Here is a 17,736-nt window from a genome sequence, read left to right as displayed (position 1 = left end):
TTGCAAGGGCGACTAGAAGTCGCAGCTACACAGACGAAACCCACCTTCGTGGGTTCAAAAGCCTTGATTTTTCGTTAGTCCACGCAGGTGGACTTTGTTTGTGTAGTAGCGATTTCTAATCGCCGGAAACTTTTCAAACAACCTCTAAGGATTACAATATTCACATAAACTAGGATCAGCAAATTCTTGATTGTTAGGGAATAATTGTTGTTGGCTAAAGTTGCATTTTTGACATTGAAAAATTACTGCTTTAATTAATGAAGTTGGCTGATGACAAAGTTCACAGGGTAGTCCAGGTATTTTTTGATTGATAGTAAAACCGGGCGTATGACATTGGGGACATAAACTATTAATTTTATTAATTAAGTCTTGAGTAGCGATAGCAATATTTTTCATTCTGGTAGGATTATACATTGCTCTCATGTCTGTTTCTATATTAAATTTACCGTTTGTGCTTTTTCTGGCAATTTCTACTGAGTTGATCAGGTTTTCTTTGCTGGTGATACCTTTAATAAATTCCATTTTTCCTGTGGATATATTATCAAATGAAGTTACTAACCCATGTTCAGGAAAACCTACTTTCTTTCCAAATTCTTCAGCTTCTTCTAAACTAGATATAATCTGATGATCGAAGTTAGTTTCCATAGAAAATACTTCACCAATAATTTCTAAATCATTTTCTTGATCCAGAAAAATAATGATCTCTCGGTTAGCATAAATATAGGGAATGAGGGGATGAGGTGCAAAACTTCCTTCACTGGCTATGGCTATTTTTTTATCATATATTTCTAAGGCTTTTTGAGCTTTTAATCTAGCAGTAACAACCTGTGTGTCTGGACGTTGAATTTCTCTAGTAAAAGTTCCAAAAACATCAGTATTTAAGCCTTCAGAAACTATGACATTAATTCCTAAATGTTCTTTAAATAGAGGAGAAATTACTTTCTCTTTATTGTGCATTGTCGCCAAAATAGCCACGCGATTATTATATATTGACATGATTTTCTCCTTTGTTATCTTCAGATCCCCGACTTCTTGGAGAAGTCGGGGATCTAAAATACTATAAATTCGTTCGCCAGTGAGGATTTGTTAAACTTGTGAAAATATGATCTTCCCATTTACCATTAATCATTAAATAATCTCTAGCATATCCTTCGACTACAAAACCAGCCCTTTTAAGAACATTACCACTCCGGCGATTATGGGGCATATAATTAGCCATAATGCGGTGCAGATTTAATTCTTGAAAAACATACTTAGTGGAAATAGACAAAGCTTCTGTCATGTAACCATAACCTTGGGCTGATTCTGCCAAACTATATCCTAAATGACAAAATTGAGCAGCACTATAAACAAAGTTGCTAAAATTAGCAGTTCCCAGAACTTTTATCGGTTGGTGTTTTCGATAAATAAATAGTTTTAATGAATATTTGTTAACAAATTCCCAAAAACTTGTTTCTACTTGATACTCCCAATATTCATGGGTGAAAAAGTTTTCATCCCATTTAGGATAAAATGGTGTCAGATATTCTTTGTTTTCCGTAAAATATTTGAGTATGTGAGGAATATCCTCCATCACTGCCATTCTTAATATTAGGCGATCGCTCCTCAAAATTGGTGGCTCTGATGTCATATACTCAAATTTCAATATTTTAGTAAGATGATATTTTAAAAGTTTTGGGCGAATGTAATTCGCGGCTACACAACCAAAGTCCGCCTACGCGGACTAAAAAAATTCGGGTTTTGTCTGTGTGGTTCCGCGATTTCTAATCGCCGGGGCTAGTTAATTTGAACTACAAAAAGGATCATCACAGTGGGAATACGCTACGATTGGCAACCAACAGAGATATTGACCATATATAATACACCATTTCTAGAGCTAATTTATCAAGCTGCTACTGTGCATCGTCAATATCACAAACCTGAACAAATACAAGTTTGTAAGCTTATCTCTATTAAAACTGGTGCTTGTCCAGAAGATTGTGGTTATTGCGCTCAATCTTCCCGCTACAAAACCGAGGTAAAACCCGAAGCACTGTTAGAAAAAGAAACAGTCATAAATATTGCCAAAACAGCCAAAGAAAGCGGTGTGAGTCGGGTTTGTATGGGTGCTGCTTGGCGAGAAGTCCGGGATAATTCCCAATTTGAGGAAGTCCTGGATATGGTCAAGGATGTAACTGGCATGGGTTTAGAGGTATGCTGTACCTTGGGAATGTTGACAGAAAACCAAGCCAAGCGGTTAGAGGATGCGGGATTATATGCTTATAACCATAATCTTGATACCTCAGAGGAATATTACAGCACTGTAATTACAACTCGAACTTATGGCGATCGCCTGAATACCATTGCCAATGTTCGCCAAACTAATGTTACCGTATGTTCGGGCGGTATTCTCGGTTTAGGGGAAAATGTGAGCGATCGAGTGGGGATGTTACATACTCTCTCAAATTTACAACCTCATCCCGAATCTGTACCCATCAATATTCTGTCCCAAGTTCCCGGTACACCTTTAGAAAATCAACCCGATGTCCCCATTTGGGATGTAGTGCGGATGATTGCGACTGCTAGAATTATTATGCCTAAATCTGACGTGCGGTTAAGTGCAGGTAGGGCGAGACTTTCCCAAGTAGAACAGGCTTTATGCTTCATGGCTGGTGCAAATTCCATCTTCTCCAGCGATGATAACAAAATGTTGACTGTAACCACACCCTGTCCCGATTATGACGCAGACAAAGAAATGTTGAACTTGCTAGGTTTGGAAATGCGTCCCCCATTTCAAAAGCAGGAAAAAACACCAACTCCAGCGATGATATAACAATTGCAAATTACCTCTCCCTGACTGGGAGAGGACTCGAATATGCTAAAATTTAGGATGAACTTTAAGCAGGTGATGAAGATGACACAATCCACACCCCAGAGAGTTGTCCGTCGTGGTCGAGTATTTCCCGAAATTCAGTGGACTGATGAACAAAAAGCTGAAGATAGAGCTAGAAGACAGGCATTTTCTGATCGTTGTTGGGTAATTTTTGAGCGGTTAAAACCAGAAATATTAGATAAATATTATGGTTGGTATATTGCTATTGAACCTGATAGCGGTGATTATTTTATTGATCAAGATCAAGAAGTAGCCAGTAAAATGGCCAGAGAAAATTATCCTCATGTCATTCATCATATTTATGGCATTAATGAAACGGGAGTTAGTGGCAGAATATGATTGAGGGAAGATTTGGAGATAAAGGTCAAATTTATTTGGAAATTGATTTAATTGATGGGGATAATTTCAGTTTTCCTGTAGAAACAATGTTAGACACAGGATTTACTGAATATTTAGCCATGAATAAACAAGATGTACAAAGTCTTGATTGGCCTTTTTTACGTCAGAATAAATTAAGAACTGCTCAAGGAGAAACTGAATTTGATGTTTATCATGGTAGGGTAATTCTAGATGGTCAAGAGTGGGAAATTCCTGTATTTGCTGGAGATGAAATACAGGAAATTTTACTGGGTTCTCGATGGTTGAAGTTATTTATTTTAGTCGCTAATTATGGTGAAGATAGGGTAAGTTTAGAGTTAAATAAATGAATTTTAAATAATATTTAATAATATTTCTTTCTTTGATCGAAAAAAACACCAGTAAGTTAAAATACACTACTTTATAGAGAAAATTAATACTCAGTGTTAAGCCGCTAAATGTCTTAGCGTGGTTATTTTTGATGTATAAAGATGTGTAAAGAAGCTAGTAATTTTTTAGAATACTTAGTATAATCAAACTTTGGCTAAACTTTTATAGATCAATCAAATGAGTCAACCTTCTCGACCCAAGCTTGCTAATGGAAAGCAACCTGGTTCTATTCTCGAATCTTTACTACCTGATATTGAGGAAAAATTACAAGATAAAATTAAGGATGATACCATGACAAGTCCAATTCAGAAAATATTTTTCGGTTGTCCTGGTACTGGTAAAAGCTACCAAATTTCTAATGATGATCTTGGTGGAGTTGTTAAAACAGCGTTAGGAATTGATAAAGATGTTCATCCTGAAAATCTGATTAAAACGGTTTTTCATCCTGAATACACCTATGGCGATTTTATGGGAAAATTAATGCCAATGACGATGAAGGATGGTAACAAGACAAGTGTTTATTATCAATTTTATGAGGGTCATTTTTTAAAAGCACTAGGACAAGCATATAAAAACATTATAAAAGCTGAGAAAGTTGAAAACGCTCAAAATGTTGCCTTGGTAATTGATGAAATTAACCGAGGTAATTCTTCGGCAATTTTTGGGACAGTTTTTCAACTTTTAGATCGATTAGATCAACCTAAAAATGGTATTGAGAAAGGTTGGTCAGCTTATGGAATTAATATTTCTGATTTAGAATTTACAAAACTTGCAGAACTAATAGGTTTTACATACGGAGGCACTAACCAGAAGCTTACAGAATATCAGTATTCTGAAATTGACGAAAAAGGTACATTAGGAAGTAAATATTTTACTAACATTTTTGAAAAAATTAAAATTAAAGTCGAATTAAATACAAATACGGCTGTTGGTAGTTCAATTCGTATTCCTCCCAATCTTTCCATATTTGGAACAATGAATACTTCTGATAATTCTATCTACTTTATGGATAACGCTTTTAAAAGACGTTGGGAATGGGAATATGTAGATTGGAGTCAAGATAATGATGAAAAATTAAATAATGTCATTTTAGAAGGGTATGGAAATGATGATTCAGGAAACCCGAAAAAATGGACAAATTTAGTTAAACAATTCAACGACTTTATCAAAAAAAACCATAATTCTGTCAGAAGTGGAAGAATAGAAGATATGCAGATAGGTTATCGTTTTATAAACACAGGTACAGTTACAGAAAATCAGATCAAAAATAAACTGATGTTTTTTATTTGGGATAGTGTTTTTAATCGAGATAAAAACCCACTTAGAGAATTGTTAGGTAATGATAAGGAATTGGTAACTTTCGGAGATTTTATTAAATATCATCAAGAGTTTGTAACCAATCTCTTAAAATATCCAAATAAATAATCTCAAATCTTCTACATTTTCTCTTGTTTCAATCCAACGGTTAATTTATTATGTGGGATTTTTCAAAACTCAATCTTAAAATAACTTCAGACTTTGTAGGTATTAAATCTGAACCTGAAGGATATGCTTTTTATTTACCAAAAGGTTTTGATGATTTTATTGCTAAATATCAAAATGAAACTAATTCTGAGGATAGTAGTAAATTTAACAAAGTGCGTGATTTTTTCTTTTTAATGTATCGCACACTCAGAAAATTTGATCGTGATAATGAAAATAATTCCAGAGTTACCAGAAAAGATGCTAAAAATAAGAAAAATCAAGATCAACCAACTTTGAGTACAGGTGGTATTAGTTTAGAATATGAAGAAGAAAGTGATTGTATCTTATACAGTAAACTTTCTATGATTGAACGCATATTAGAAGCTTATGATGATTTAGCAATTAATTCTATTGAAAAGAAGATTAGACGTAGTGAAGAAATAGACCATTCTAAAATATATAAATATTTAGATCGAGCTATTTATCTAGATAATGGAGCAATTTATATTGATGTCATGGACTTACCACGTCCCATGATAAGTTATGAAAGTACCGATATAGTTAATCTTTATTGTTTTATCCTGAATGAAATTATTCAACAATTACAGGAAGATGTACCGGATCATGTTTATGGTAGAAGTCAAGATATTCAATTTCTTTCGCAACGATTTAGAGATAATTATTTAACTATTAATCACTCTCTTTTTGATCAAGATACTTTTGAGGAAACTATTACATTTTGTAAAGAAGCTCTTGATAATATAGATAGAAATACTCATTATAAAGATGCTGATTACTGGGGACTGTATGAAGCTATTGAGATTTTTTTATATGGAGGATTAAACCCAGATTTAGATGATGGTGATTTTTGGGGAATACAAGGAGAACAAGGTTTTGATAAAGTTTGGGAGGATATGTGTCAAACTTATTTCTTTAAGAAAAATTTTAAGCGAGATAAGAATGATTTTGATAATATCTGTTTTGCGGATACTGATATTCCAATAGAGGGTTATAAAAATGATAGAATTAACGACACAACACGTCGAGAAAAGAGAATAAACGCAGGAGAAGAAAATAGAGTTGGTTGGTGGGATCTTAAAAGTAAAGATAATGAATTAGATAAATATGGTAATGAGTGGTTATATCAAAAAAGACAATCTGCTCGTCCACATCCAAGAATTAAAAAAAGACTATTGTGGAGATTTGTATTTTGTATTGAATGGGATTTAAACATTAGAAATTTCCCTAATTTGCAATATAATGATAGTGAATTTGATAAAGATAAATTCAAACTTCGTTATCCAACACCTGATCTAATTTTAGAAGAAAAAAGGAATGGTTTTAAATACTTCAAAATCATTGACTTCAAAAATATTCCTTTGAAAAAATATGAAAATTATAGAAATACATCTTTAAAAGAAACTGATGAAAGCTATAGAAGACCTTTGGAAAAACAACTTGGGTATGAATTAGCATTACAACAAATTTTTCCTGAAAGTCCTATAGAAAATCAATTTTTTATTCCTTTTTATTTTACTGATAAAACGGAATATGATCAAAATTTTTTGGGAAATATAGAACCTAGCTTTGATATTAGAGGTATTAAAATATTTAAAGGAGATTTTGAGGTAATACAAAAGGTATATTTAGGAATTATTGAAGCATCAGATGTTTTAGTGCGTTCGGAAAATTATTCTCAGCAAACTCGTCATAGCAACCCTTCAAGAAAACAGAAAGAAATCATCTTGCTAGAAAATCAAACTTTAAAAAGTGAATATGTTCCTTTAATTTCCTTTCAAAATGAGAAGCAAAGGAAAAGTGCTACACGTTATATTATTGAACAAGTTGAAAAATTCTTTGAAGAAATAAAAAAAGAAATAGAAGTAAATATTCCTAATCTTGTAGAATCTTACTTTCCCTATTCAGAAAGTATTATTCATCAAGAATTTAACACAATTTATGAAGAATTTAAGACAGTAAAAATAGATTATTTTTATGATAATTTATTTTATGATTTAGGTGAAAAAGAAGAAGATAGAGATCAAAATGGAAAGTTAAAAATGAAAACCAAATGGTGTATTACTTTTGATATTAACTCTACTCCTATTAAAGTTCCTAATCTGACAATACCGAACTCTGATTTACCTCGTAGATATGGAACTATAGATATTGTTGGTACTCCAATTCTTTACTATATTTATTTTACACTTCCAGAAATATTAGATTCCATTATGCCAAAAAAAAAACCATTTTATCAAGAAGAAGAAACTAAGTTAAAAACCATTCCTAAATTGATCTCAAAAATGGAGGAGAAATTAAAAATTAATGCTAATGTCATTTATAATAGAATTATAGCCTAGTAGTAGAGGTCAAACTATGACCATTGAACAAGCAGTTTTAGAAAACCTGCGAGAGTTACCAACCGATAAACAACAAGAGGTTTTAGATTTTATTCAATTTCTCAAACATAAACTGTCACAAATAAAAGAACAAGTACAGGAAAAACCATTACAGAATAAAGGAGATAGCTTTTGGGAAGGGGTTTTAAGGTTTCGAGAAACAATTGAAAGAGAAGGAATTGAATTTACAGATGAAGATTTTGCTAATTTAAGAGATCGTAGTCCAGGACGCGAGATTGATTTATGACAGTTCGCTTTTTACTAGACTCTAATATTATCTCAGAACCGAGTCGGCCAATTCCCAATACTCAGGTTTTAGATCAATTAAATCGCTATCGTTCAGAAGTAGCAGTAGCAAGTCTTGTTGTTCATGAAATCCTTTATGGCTGTTGGCGTTTACCAGCATCTAAACGCAAGGATTCTTTATGGAAATACATTAAAGATTCTGTGTTAGATTTGCCTGTGTTTGATTATGATCTCAAAGCTGCAAAATGGCACGCACAGGAAAGAGCTAGATTATCAAAAATTGGTAAAACACCTGCTTTTATTGATGGACAAATTGCGAGTATTGCGTTCTGCAATGACTTGATTTTAGTAACAAACAATATGGCAGATTTTCAGGATTTTGAGGATCTGATAATTGAGAATTGGTTTATTAAATGAGGGACTAACTGTAGAACAAATTGCTCGGATACTTGAGTTAGAGATCGAAGTGGTGAAAACTTGCAATCAAACAGCAAAGTAGTAAATAGACATTTGATCATCTGATTGAAACCAATACCTAAACCCACATAAAGTGGGTTTAATTAGCGTCTAATTGTAGGATTAGAGGATCTTAGCTCCGCGTAGACCAAATAACAAGCCTACAGCTACACCCATAAACACGCCTAGAAAGACAATATATTCAACTACAGCCATTTGTTTTGCTCCAGATTAGTTACTTATTTCTATTCAATCATCAATAATTCTGAAAAGGAACAGGGAATAGAAAAGAGGTTGTCAACTTAGGGTAAAATACCCAGACGAGTGATTATATTAGGTTTAGGGAATGAGTTCTGTAATTAAAGTAGATATACCAGAAAAATCTTATGATATTACCATTGCACCTGGGAGTTTAGATCAACTAGGTGAACAAATGGCGAGTTTGAAACTAGGTAAGAAAGTATTGCTAGTTTCCAACCCGATGATATTTAAATATTATGGCGAAAGAGCGATCGCCTCTTTAGAAAATGCCGGTTTTCAAGTCGTCAGCTACAACCTACCCCCCGGAGAACGCTACAAAACTCTCAACTCCATTCAAAAACTCTACGACATCGCCCTGGAAAATCGCCTAGAACGCTCCTCAACAATGGTGGCATTAGGAGGAGGTGTTATTGGTGATATGACAGGCTTTGCTGCCGCTACATGGCTCAGAGGCATCAACGTAGTCCAAGTTCCCACCAGTCTCCTCGCAATGGTAGACTCAGCTATTGGTGGAAAAACTGGCGTAAATCATCCCCACGGCAAAAACTTGATTGGTGCATTCCATCAACCCAGTTTAGTTTTAATTGACCCAGAAGTCTTAAAAACCCTACCAGCTAGGGAATTTCGAGCAGGAATGGCAGAGGTGATCAAATACGGGATCATTTGGGACACCGAACTGTTTACTCAACTAACAGCAAGCAAACACCTTGACCAACTCCGCTATGTGAAATCCGACCTGATAAACAGCATATTAACTCATTCCTGTCAAGCAAAGGCAGATGTTGTCAGCAAAGATGAAAAAGAATCTGGGTTAAGAGCAATTTTAAATTATGGTCATACTATCGGTCATGCAGTAGAAAGCCTGACAGAGTACCGTTTATTCAAACACGGTGAAGCTGTTGGCATTGGTATGGTAGCAGCCGGAGACATTGCTGTAAAATTAGGACTTTGGACACAAGCAGACACAGAACGTCAAAACGCCTTAATCAAAAAAGCAGGTTTACCCACCCAAATACCCGCAGATTTAGATATTGAAGCTCTTATTGATGCTTTGCAATTAGACAAAAAAGTTAAATCTGGCAAAGTCCGCTTTGTCCTACCAACCCAAATTGGTAGAGTAAAAATCACCGACGAAGTACCAACAGAAATCATCAGAGAAGTATTAAAGTAGGGGCGGGGTCTCCCCGCCCTTTTCAACCGGGGTCTCCCCGCCCTTTTCAACCGGGGTCTCCCCGCCCTTTTTAACTTTTTAACACCACATCGTGCTAAACTGGCAAAGGTGCTGAACCATTCAATTGCCGAGCAGCATTGATGCAAACTGGACAATCACAGCCAAATAGCTTGATAGCTAAATCGCTTTCAGCATCAGAAAATTCTAGTTCTTTAGGATTATTTGTATCCCCTTGTGCCACTTGCATAGGTTCTTTAGCAACGCTCAAAGGAGTATTGCTCACCTGTATACATACCTTTTTCGGAGTTGCTGAATGGGGAGACATGACACAAGATTCATGAGTACCAGCAGTGTCAACTGTTTGACTAGCATGAGCAGGTCTAGCCATCATCACCATAGATAACATGGATGTAAACAACACGGGGCTAGAAATCAAAGTTAAAATAAATCTTTTGTTCATGTACTGTTAAAAACCTTGTTATTAGGGAAATAAACCAATTTATCTTTTCCGACAACTTGGTTGTTAATCAGTCTATCTTAGTCTAAGAAGAGGGAACAGGGAACAGGAGAAAGGAAATATTTATCTTTTTATTGCTTTTTACCAATTACCCGTAATTACTAATATTACGTGAATTTTTGATTTTGTATTTAAAATCGGTTACATAAAATTAGAGTAAATACCCATTAAGATATAATCCAGATTATGTTTTGATTTAAGGATTAAGTTTTTGCTAGGAATAACAAGCATCAATTTAGATAATTTATCTATTTGGGTAGAACAAGCCAAAACCCAAGCAGCACAAGGTAAAGTCATTGAACGCATTCCCAAATTAGCTACAGCTAATCCTAACTCATTTGCTGTTTATATAAGTTGTGAATCAGGAGAAAATTATAGTTTAGGAGATACCGATTGTGTATTTCCATTCATGAGTGTCATTAAACCATTTTCTTTACTATACCTGCTGGAATATTATGGAGAAAAACAGGTTTTGCAATGGGTTGGTGTTAAACCCTCGGATGCGCCTTTTAATTCTTTATTGCAATTAAAAGAAGATAAGGGATATCCTCGCAACCCTATGATTAATAGTGGTGCTATTACTCTTGCTGATAAGTTACCAGGAAAAGATGGACATGAATGTACAAAATTATTTTGTCAATGGTTAAATGAATTAGCAGGTACTCAATTATATATAGATATAAATACTCTAGCTTCCGTTCGTGCTAGTCGCTCCCAAGTCAATGTAGATATTGCTAACTATCTCTACGAGTCGGGAAATTTAAATAATATTGAATTATCTCTAGACGTTTATGAACAAATATGCTGTATCTCTGGACGGGTAGATGATTTAGCCAAACTGGGAAAAGTATTAGCCTGTAAAAGCGAAGTTATAAATAATAAACACCGTCAAATTGTGAATACGGTGATGTTAACTTGTGGTTTATATGAAGCTTCCGCAGAATACGCTGTGAAAATTGGCTTACCAATAAAATCGGGTATTGGTGGTGGACTTATTGCCATTATACCAAATCAGGGAGCGATGTCTTCGGCAAGTGCGGCGATCGCCAGCTACAGTCCTGCTTTAGATATTACAGGTAATCCTGTAGCTGGTTTAGCACTCATGGAAACTTTATCTCAAAATTTACAACTGAGTATTTTTGGTTAATTACTCCTGAATTTGAGATTGCTTAGACGAACCTGTATCTGGTTTATCCAGATTTAATTCTTTTATTTCTGTGACTTTGGTTTCTGGAATTGGTGTAACTTCAGGAATTGGTTGTTTTTCGACTTTAGTTTCTGGTATTGGTGTAACTTCAGGAATTGGTTGTTTTTCGACTTTAGTTTCTGGTATTGGTGTAACTTCAGGAAGTTTAACTTCAGGAATTGGTTGTTTTTCGACTTTGGTTTCTGGTATTGGTGCAGGGGTGGGTTCAGTAACTGGAATCCTAGCTGTATAAGTTGGGTCTACAATGCCCCGAACTTCATCTGCTGTCAATTCCCCTCTGACAATTTTAGAAAGAGTATCTTGACCATTGGGTTGGTAATTAATTAGTCTGATTGTGGTATTAAAGGCATTTTTCACAGGTTGTCCTTCATTATCAAGGAATTCCAGTTTCACCCAGGTTTTACCAGGTTTAAAGCCTTTAAGATAAATAGTTTGCCAACGATCAAGAATAAAGCTTTCACCATTAACCGTACTACGAATACGCCAATTGCTCATTGTATCGTCAGGATTAGTCTCAGCAACACTGTGCAACGGTGCGTTAGTCAAGTAGAAATCCAGCATAATTGGTTCTGCCCCATAACCACCAGTAGGACGACTATAAGTCAGTAGAGGTAATTTAGAATCTGGGTTGTTTTCCTCAGTTTTCGTCAAAACGTGAAATGTGGTTTGAGCATAAGCGCCTTCATTTTTAAAACTTTCATGCCACGGACGAGAAGCAAAAACGCGAAGAGTATGCGTACCTGGAGATAAGTCTGACAATACCACCGGCTGATTTAAGTCATAAACAGCTATATAAGGTTGATTGTCCAAAATTAGGTGCAAATGGGGTCCAAGTTGCCATTGAGGGTCTTTAAATATCGGTAAGTCCTTAACCTGCAACCGGACTTTAACTATATTGTCTGGAAGAATTTCATCTACTTGGGGACTAAGGATGCTGACTTGAGGTTGATAACCTTCTAGACTGGGACGCAATGCTTGGATCACATCAGGTGGTGCGGTTTCTGAAAAAGTCCCAGAAATTTCTGAGGCTGGGAGCGTTTTCATGAAAGGATTGGTAGATACTTCCTGGCTGTTTGCTGCTTCAACACAACTACTTAAGTTTAAAACTAGCACTAATGTAGTAAACCATTTAATAATTGCGAATCTCTTGGAGAAAAGTTGCTCAAAAAATTTTTTGCACCCAGTGTTCATGTTTTTATTCCGTAATAGTTTTTAACAATTAACGCCATTATTGTGGCGCAAATTATGACTCATGGACTATGGATAAGAGCATAAATCTACTACCAAAGTTATAAATTTACCTACTTTTATCCGCTTAAAATGTCGGATAAGTGATTTTTTTGACTTATTTTCAGAAAATAAATTTGGTTTCAAGCCGATGATTTTAGGTAAAAGTAGCCAAATGGCGGGAGTTTGAGGGGCTTTGCGTATGAATCATAAGGTTTTCAAATTGTTGTTCTTTGTAAATTAAATGAAGAGTCTATTGACTTTTGGACAATGTATAGCAACTTATAAAGCCGATGAGACAATAAATTTGGCTATTTTTAATTATTGTTAACAGGTCTATAACAATGTGCAAGTTCAGACTCTATAATTCAACAGAAACAACTTTTCTTTTCCACACGGCAACCGCATCGCTAGTCCAGAACAATCTGAAAACGGCGACTGTGTTATTCTAGGTGGTATTCATGATTCCCCATTCCTTATAGAGAGGAGGTCGAATGACGATTAGTCCTCCGGAGCGAGAGGAAAAAAAAGCAAGAGTGATTGTTGACAATGACCCGGTTCCTACCTCATTTGAAAAATGGGCAAAGCCAGGGCATTTCGACAGATCCTTAACCAGAGGCCCAAAAACCACAACCTGGATTTGGAACCTCCATGCCCTCGCCCATGATTTTGATACACATACAAGCGATTTAGAAGACATTTCCCGCAAGATATTCGCCGCTCACTTCGGCCATTTGGCTGTAGTAGCAATCTGGTTGAGCGGAATGTTGTTCCACGGTGCTAAGTTCTCTAACTACGAAGCTTGGCTGGCTGACCCATTAGGAGTTAAGCCCAGCGCCCAAACAGTTTGGTCTATTGTTGGGCAAGACATTTTAAACGGTGATATGGGCGGCGGTTTCCGCGGCATTCAAATCACCTCTGGCTTGTTCCAAGTATGGCGTGGCTGGGGTATCACTAGCTCCTTCCAGCTATATGTAACTGCAATTGGCGGCTTGGTATTAGCAGGCTTGTTCTTATTTGCTGGCTGGTTCCACTACCACAAACGCGCTCCTAAACTGGAATGGTTTCAGAATGTGGAGTCAATGCTGAATCATCACTTATCAGTATTGCTAGGCTGTGGTTCTTTAGGATGGGCTGGTCACTTAATCCACGTTTCTGCACCAATCAACAAATTGTTAGATGCAGGTGTGGCAGCTAAGGACATCCCTTTGCCTCATGAATTGCTGTTTGATACAGCAAAAATGGCAGAACTTTATCCTGGTTTCGCTAGTGGTTTAACACCGTTCTTTACCTTAAATTGGGGAGCTTACGCTGATATCCTCACATTTAAGGGTGGTTTAAACCCAGTTACAGGCGGCTTGTGGATGACTGATATTTCTCATCACCACCTAGCGATCGCTGTACTGTTCATCATTGCTGGTCATATGTACCGTACCAACTGGGGTATCGGTCATAGCATTAAAGATATTCTAGAAGCTCATAAAGGTCCTTTCACTGGCGAAGGTCACAAAGGTCTTTACGAAAACCTCACCACTTCTTGGCACGCTCAATTAGCTACTAACCTAGCTTTCTTGGGTTCCTTGACAATCATCATCGCCCATCATATGTACGCGATGCCTCCCTATCCTTACTTGGCAACTGATTACGCAACACAATTGTGTATCTTCACTCACCATATTTGGATCGGTGGTTTCTTGATTGTGGGTGGTGCGGCTCACGCAGCCATCTTCATGGTGCGCGATTATGATCCTGTTGTTAACCAAAACAACGTTTTAGATCGCGTGATTCGTCACCGTGACGCTATCATTTCTCACCTCAACTGGGTTTGTATTTTCTTAGGCTTCCACAGCTTTGGTTTGTACATCCACAATGACACCATGCGTGCTTTGGGTCGTCCCCAAGATATGTTCTCCGACAGCGCAATTCAATTACAGCCAGTATTTGCTCAGTGGGTGCAAAACCTGCACACATTAGCTCCTGGTAACACAGCACCTAACGCTCTTCAAGTAGTTAGTCATGCTTTTGGTGGTGGAATTGTTGCTATCGGCGATAAGATCGCGATGATGCCCATCACATTGGGTACAGCGGACTTCATGGTTCACCACATCCACGCTTTCACCATTCACGTTACCGTCCTCATCTTGCTCAAAGGTGTATTGTACGCCCGCAGTTCTCGTCTGATTCCAGACAAAGCTAACTTAGGCTTCCGATTCCCTTGCGATGGTCCAGGTCGTGGCGGTACTTGCCAAGTTTCTGGTTGGGATCACATCTTTCTCGGACTCTTCTGGATGTATAACTCCTTGTCAATTGTAATTTTCCACTTTAGCTGGAAGATGCAGTCTGATGTCTGGGGAACAGTAGATGCAGATGGCACAGTAAATCATATTACTGGCGGCAACTTTGCTGAAAGTGCTATCACCATCAACGGTTGGTTACGTGACTTCTTGTGGGCGCAAGCTACACAAGTAATCAACTCCTACGGAACTGAATTGTCCGCTTACGGACTCATGTTCTTAGGCGCTCACTTCGTTTGGGCGTTCAGCTTAATGTTCCTGTTCAGTGGTCGTGGCTACTGGCAAGAACTAATTGAGTCCATTGTATGGGCGCACAATAAACTGAAAGTAGCCCCAACAATTCAGCCTCGCGCACTGAGCATCACTCAAGGTCGGGCTGTAGGTGTGGCTCACTACCTATTAGGAGGAATTGCTACCACTTGGGCATTCTTCCACGCACACATCCTTTCAGTAGGATAAAAATCAGTGGAATTTTGGGTTTTGGATTCTAAGATTTGAGATTTAATCCAAAATCCAAAATCTGAAATCTAAAATTTTGCTGACAAATAATGGCTAAAGGTCAGAGGACAGATCACACCTATGGCAACAAAATTTCCAAAATTTAGCCAGGATCTCGCACAGGACCCGACTACTCGTCGGATTTGGTATGCGATCGCTACAGGCAACGACTTTGAAAGCCACGATGGCATGACGGAAGAGAATCTTTACCAAAAGATTTTCGCTACGCACTTCGGTCACTTGGCAATCATCTTCCTGTGGGCATCCAGCCTCCTGTTCCACGTAGCCTGGCAAGGTAACTTTGAACAGTGGATTAAAGATCCCCTGCATGTCCGTCCCATTGCCCATGCAATTTGGGACCCTCACTTCGGTGAAGCTGCAATTGACGCTTTCACTCAAGCTGGTGCAAGCAATCCTGTAAACATTGCTTACTCTGGTGTTTATCACTGGTGGTACACCATCGGGATGCGGACAAACAGCGAACTATATACTGGTTCCGTTGGTTTGCTGCTGTTGTCAGCATTGTTATTGTTTGCTGGCTGGTTACATTTACAACCCAAGTTCCGTCCTAGCCTCTCTTGGTTCAAGAGCGCTGAACCCCGTCTAAATCACCACCTGGCTGGTTTGTTCGGTGTTAGCTCCTTAGCTTGGACTGGTCACTTGGTTCACGTTGCTATTCCTGAATCCCGTGGTATTCACGTGGGTTGGGATAACTTCTTAAGTGTAGCTCCCCATCCAGAAGGTTTAACTCCTTTCTTCACAGGTAACTGGGGCGTTTACGCTCAAAACCCTGACACCGCCGGCCATTTGTTTGGTACTTCCACTGGTGCGGGGACTGCGATTCTCACCTTCTTGGGCGGTTTCCACCCCCAAACAGAATCCTTGTGGTTGACTGACATGGCTCACCACCACTTGGCGATCGCAGTTTTGTTCATCATTGCTGGTCATATGTACCGGACTAACTTCGGAATTGGTCACAGCATCAAAGAAATGCTGAACTCCAAATCTGGTTTAGTTCCCGGTAGCAAAAGCGAAGGTCAGTTCAACCTGCCCCACCAAGGTCTTTACGACACCATCAACAACTCCCTGCACTTCCAGTTGTCATTAGCTTTGGCATCTTTGGGAACTATTTGTTCCTTGGTAGCGCAGCATATGTACGCTCTGCCTCCTTATGCCTTCATCGCTAAGGACTACACAACACAAGCAGCGTTGTACACCCACCACCAGTACATCGCTGGTTTCTTGATGGTTGGTGCTTTTGCTCACGCAGCAATCTTCTGGGTTCGTGACTACGACCCCGAACAAAACAAAGGTAACGTCCTTGACCGGATGTTACAACACAAAGAAGCGATTATTTCCCATCTTAGCTGGGTATCTCTCTTCTTAGGTTTCCACACATTAGGTTTATATGTTCACAACGACGTAGTTGTTGCGTTCGGTACTCCTGAAAAACAAATCCTAATTGAGCCAGTATTTGCTCAATTCATCCAAGCAGCCCAAGGTAAAGCTCTGTATGGCTTGAATGTACTGTTATCTAACCCCGACAGTATTGCTTACACCGCTTACCCCAATGCTGGTAACGTTTGGTTGTCTGGCTGGTTAGATGCCATCAACTCCGGCACAAATTCCTTGTTCTTGACCATTGGACCTGGGGATTTCTTGGTTCACCACGCTTTCGCTTTAGCTATCCACACCACCACCTTGGTACTCGTTAAGGGTGCTTTGGATGCTCGTGGTTCTAAACTGATGCCCGATAAAAAGGACTTCGGTTATGCGTTTCCTTGCGACGGTCCAGGCCGTGGCGGTACTTGCGATATCTCCGCATGGGACTCTTTCTACCTGTCCATGTTCTGGATGTTGAACACCATTGGTTGGGTAACCTTCTACTGGCACTGGAAACACCTCGGTATTTGGCAAGGTAACGTTGCTCAGTTTAACGAAAACTCTACCTACCTGATGGGCTGGTTCCGTGACTACCTCTGGGCTAACTCTGCTCAGTTGATTAACGGTTACAACCCCTACGGAATGAATAACTTGTCTGTTTGGGCTTGGATGTTCCTCTTTGGACACCTAATCTGGGCAACTGGTTTCATGTTCCTCATCTCTTGGAGAGGTTACTGGCAAGAGTTAATTGAAACCTTGGTTTGGGCGCATGAACGCACTCCTCTAGCTAACTTGGTTCGTTGGAAGGACAAGCCCGTTGCTCTCTCCATTGTTCAAGCTCGTGTGGTTGGTTTAGCTCACTTCACTGTTGGTTACATCGTCACCTACGCAGCGTTCCTCATTGCTTCCACTGCTGGTAAGTTCGGTTGATAGGATACTAACTACTGGTTGTAGGTAATTAAAAATCCCCCGCCATGAGGTGGGGGATTTTTTG

General features: G+C 38.2%; 16 protein-coding genes. 11 read left to right on the top strand and 5 right to left on the bottom strand.

The window, feature by feature from the left end:
- Positions 1-144 precede the first annotated feature (144 nt).
- Together PN471_RS22055 and PN471_RS22050 are read right to left on the bottom strand one after the other, a co-directional pair.
- On the bottom strand, positions 145-996 hold the full coding sequence (locus PN471_RS22055; RefSeq protein WP_271778657.1) for a DUF6671 family protein: 852 nt from the start codon (positions 994-996) through the stop codon (positions 145-147).
- Between the two features lie 61 nt (positions 997-1,057).
- Entirely contained in the window at positions 1,058-1,630 is a 573-nt protein-coding gene (locus PN471_RS22050) for a GNAT family N-acetyltransferase (protein WP_271778656.1), read from the bottom strand.
- Between the two features lie 180 nt (positions 1,631-1,810).
- On the opposite strand from PN471_RS22050, the gene bioB reads away from it, so the two are divergent.
- The 7 genes from bioB (at position 1,811) to PN471_RS22015 (ending at position 8,145) form a co-directional block, all read left to right on the top strand.
- Positions 1,811-2,812, top strand: a complete 1,002-nt coding sequence (gene bioB / locus PN471_RS22045; protein WP_271778655.1) for a biotin synthase BioB — start codon at positions 1,811-1,813, stop codon at positions 2,810-2,812.
- An 81-nt stretch (positions 2,813-2,893) separates the two neighbouring features.
- Positions 2,894-3,211, top strand: coding sequence for a hypothetical protein (locus PN471_RS22040; RefSeq protein ID WP_271778654.1), 318 nt, complete (start codon positions 2,894-2,896; stop codon positions 3,209-3,211).
- Positions 3,208-3,579, top strand: a complete 372-nt coding sequence (locus PN471_RS22035) for an aspartyl protease (protein ID WP_271778653.1) — start codon at positions 3,208-3,210, stop codon at positions 3,577-3,579. Before PN471_RS22040 ends, PN471_RS22035 begins: the two co-directional genes overlap by 4 nt.
- A gap of 217 nt (positions 3,580-3,796) precedes the next feature.
- A complete protein-coding gene (locus PN471_RS22030; protein WP_271778652.1) occupies positions 3,797-5,044 on the top strand; it encodes a restriction endonuclease in 1,248 nt (415 codons plus the stop codon).
- Positions 5,045-5,094: 50 nt separating this feature from the next.
- Positions 5,095-7,443: a hypothetical protein gene (locus PN471_RS22025; protein ID WP_271778651.1), complete on the top strand. Its 2,349-nt coding sequence runs from the start codon at positions 5,095-5,097 to the stop codon at positions 7,441-7,443.
- A 16-nt stretch (positions 7,444-7,459) separates the two neighbouring features.
- Complete coding sequence (locus PN471_RS22020; protein WP_028084968.1) at positions 7,460-7,729, top strand: DUF2281 domain-containing protein; 270 nt, start codon at positions 7,460-7,462, stop codon at positions 7,727-7,729.
- Positions 7,726-8,145 carry a type II toxin-antitoxin system VapC family toxin gene (locus PN471_RS22015; RefSeq protein ID WP_271778650.1) on the top strand — a complete coding sequence of 140 codons (420 nt, stop codon included), beginning with the start codon at positions 7,726-7,728 and terminating at the stop codon, positions 8,143-8,145. The genes PN471_RS22020 and PN471_RS22015 overlap by 4 nt, the downstream gene beginning before the upstream one ends.
- Before the next feature lie 162 nt (positions 8,146-8,307).
- On the opposite strand, the gene petL is transcribed toward PN471_RS22015, so the two are convergent.
- Positions 8,308-8,400 carry a cytochrome b6-f complex subunit PetL gene (gene petL / locus PN471_RS22010; RefSeq protein ID WP_035081422.1) on the bottom strand — a complete coding sequence of 31 codons (93 nt, stop codon included), beginning with the start codon at positions 8,398-8,400 and terminating at the stop codon, positions 8,308-8,310.
- Positions 8,401-8,530: 130 nt separating this feature from the next.
- On the opposite strand from petL, the gene aroB reads away from it, so the two are divergent.
- Entirely contained in the window at positions 8,531-9,616 is a 1,086-nt protein-coding gene (gene aroB, locus PN471_RS22005; protein ID WP_271778649.1) for a 3-dehydroquinate synthase, read from the top strand.
- Positions 9,617-9,710: 94 nt separating this feature from the next.
- On the opposite strand, the gene PN471_RS22000 is transcribed toward aroB, so the two are convergent.
- Entirely contained in the window at positions 9,711-10,076 is a 366-nt protein-coding gene (locus PN471_RS22000; RefSeq protein ID WP_271778648.1) for a hypothetical protein, read from the bottom strand.
- 268 nt (positions 10,077-10,344) lie between these two features.
- On the opposite strand from PN471_RS22000, the gene PN471_RS21995 reads away from it, so the two are divergent.
- Positions 10,345-11,280 carry a glutaminase gene (locus PN471_RS21995; protein WP_271778647.1) on the top strand — a complete coding sequence of 312 codons (936 nt, stop codon included), beginning with the start codon at positions 10,345-10,347 and terminating at the stop codon, positions 11,278-11,280.
- On the opposite strand, the gene PN471_RS21990 is transcribed toward PN471_RS21995, so the two are convergent.
- Positions 11,281-12,384 carry a hypothetical protein gene (locus PN471_RS21990; RefSeq protein WP_442867176.1) on the bottom strand — a complete coding sequence of 368 codons (1,104 nt, stop codon included), beginning with the start codon at positions 12,382-12,384 and terminating at the stop codon, positions 11,281-11,283.
- A 677-nt stretch (positions 12,385-13,061) separates the two neighbouring features.
- Here PN471_RS21990 and psaA point away from each other — a divergent pair.
- The gene (psaA, locus tag PN471_RS21985) at positions 13,062-15,320 is read left to right on the top strand and encodes a photosystem I core protein PsaA (protein WP_271778645.1); all 2,259 of its coding nucleotides are present in this window, start codon (positions 13,062-13,064) and stop codon (positions 15,318-15,320) included.
- A 120-nt stretch (positions 15,321-15,440) separates the two neighbouring features.
- Entirely contained in the window at positions 15,441-17,672 is a 2,232-nt protein-coding gene (psaB, locus tag PN471_RS21980) for a photosystem I core protein PsaB (RefSeq protein ID WP_271778644.1), read from the top strand.
- Positions 17,673-17,736: the final 64 nt, after the last annotated feature.

It is taken from the genome of Aphanizomenon sp. CS-733/32 (assembly GCF_028330045.1).
Lineage (GTDB): Bacteria > Cyanobacteriota > Cyanobacteriia > Cyanobacteriales > Nostocaceae > Dolichospermum > Dolichospermum gracile.
Note: the sequence above shows the minus strand (reverse complement) of the source record. Positions and strands in the feature narration are given on the sequence as shown.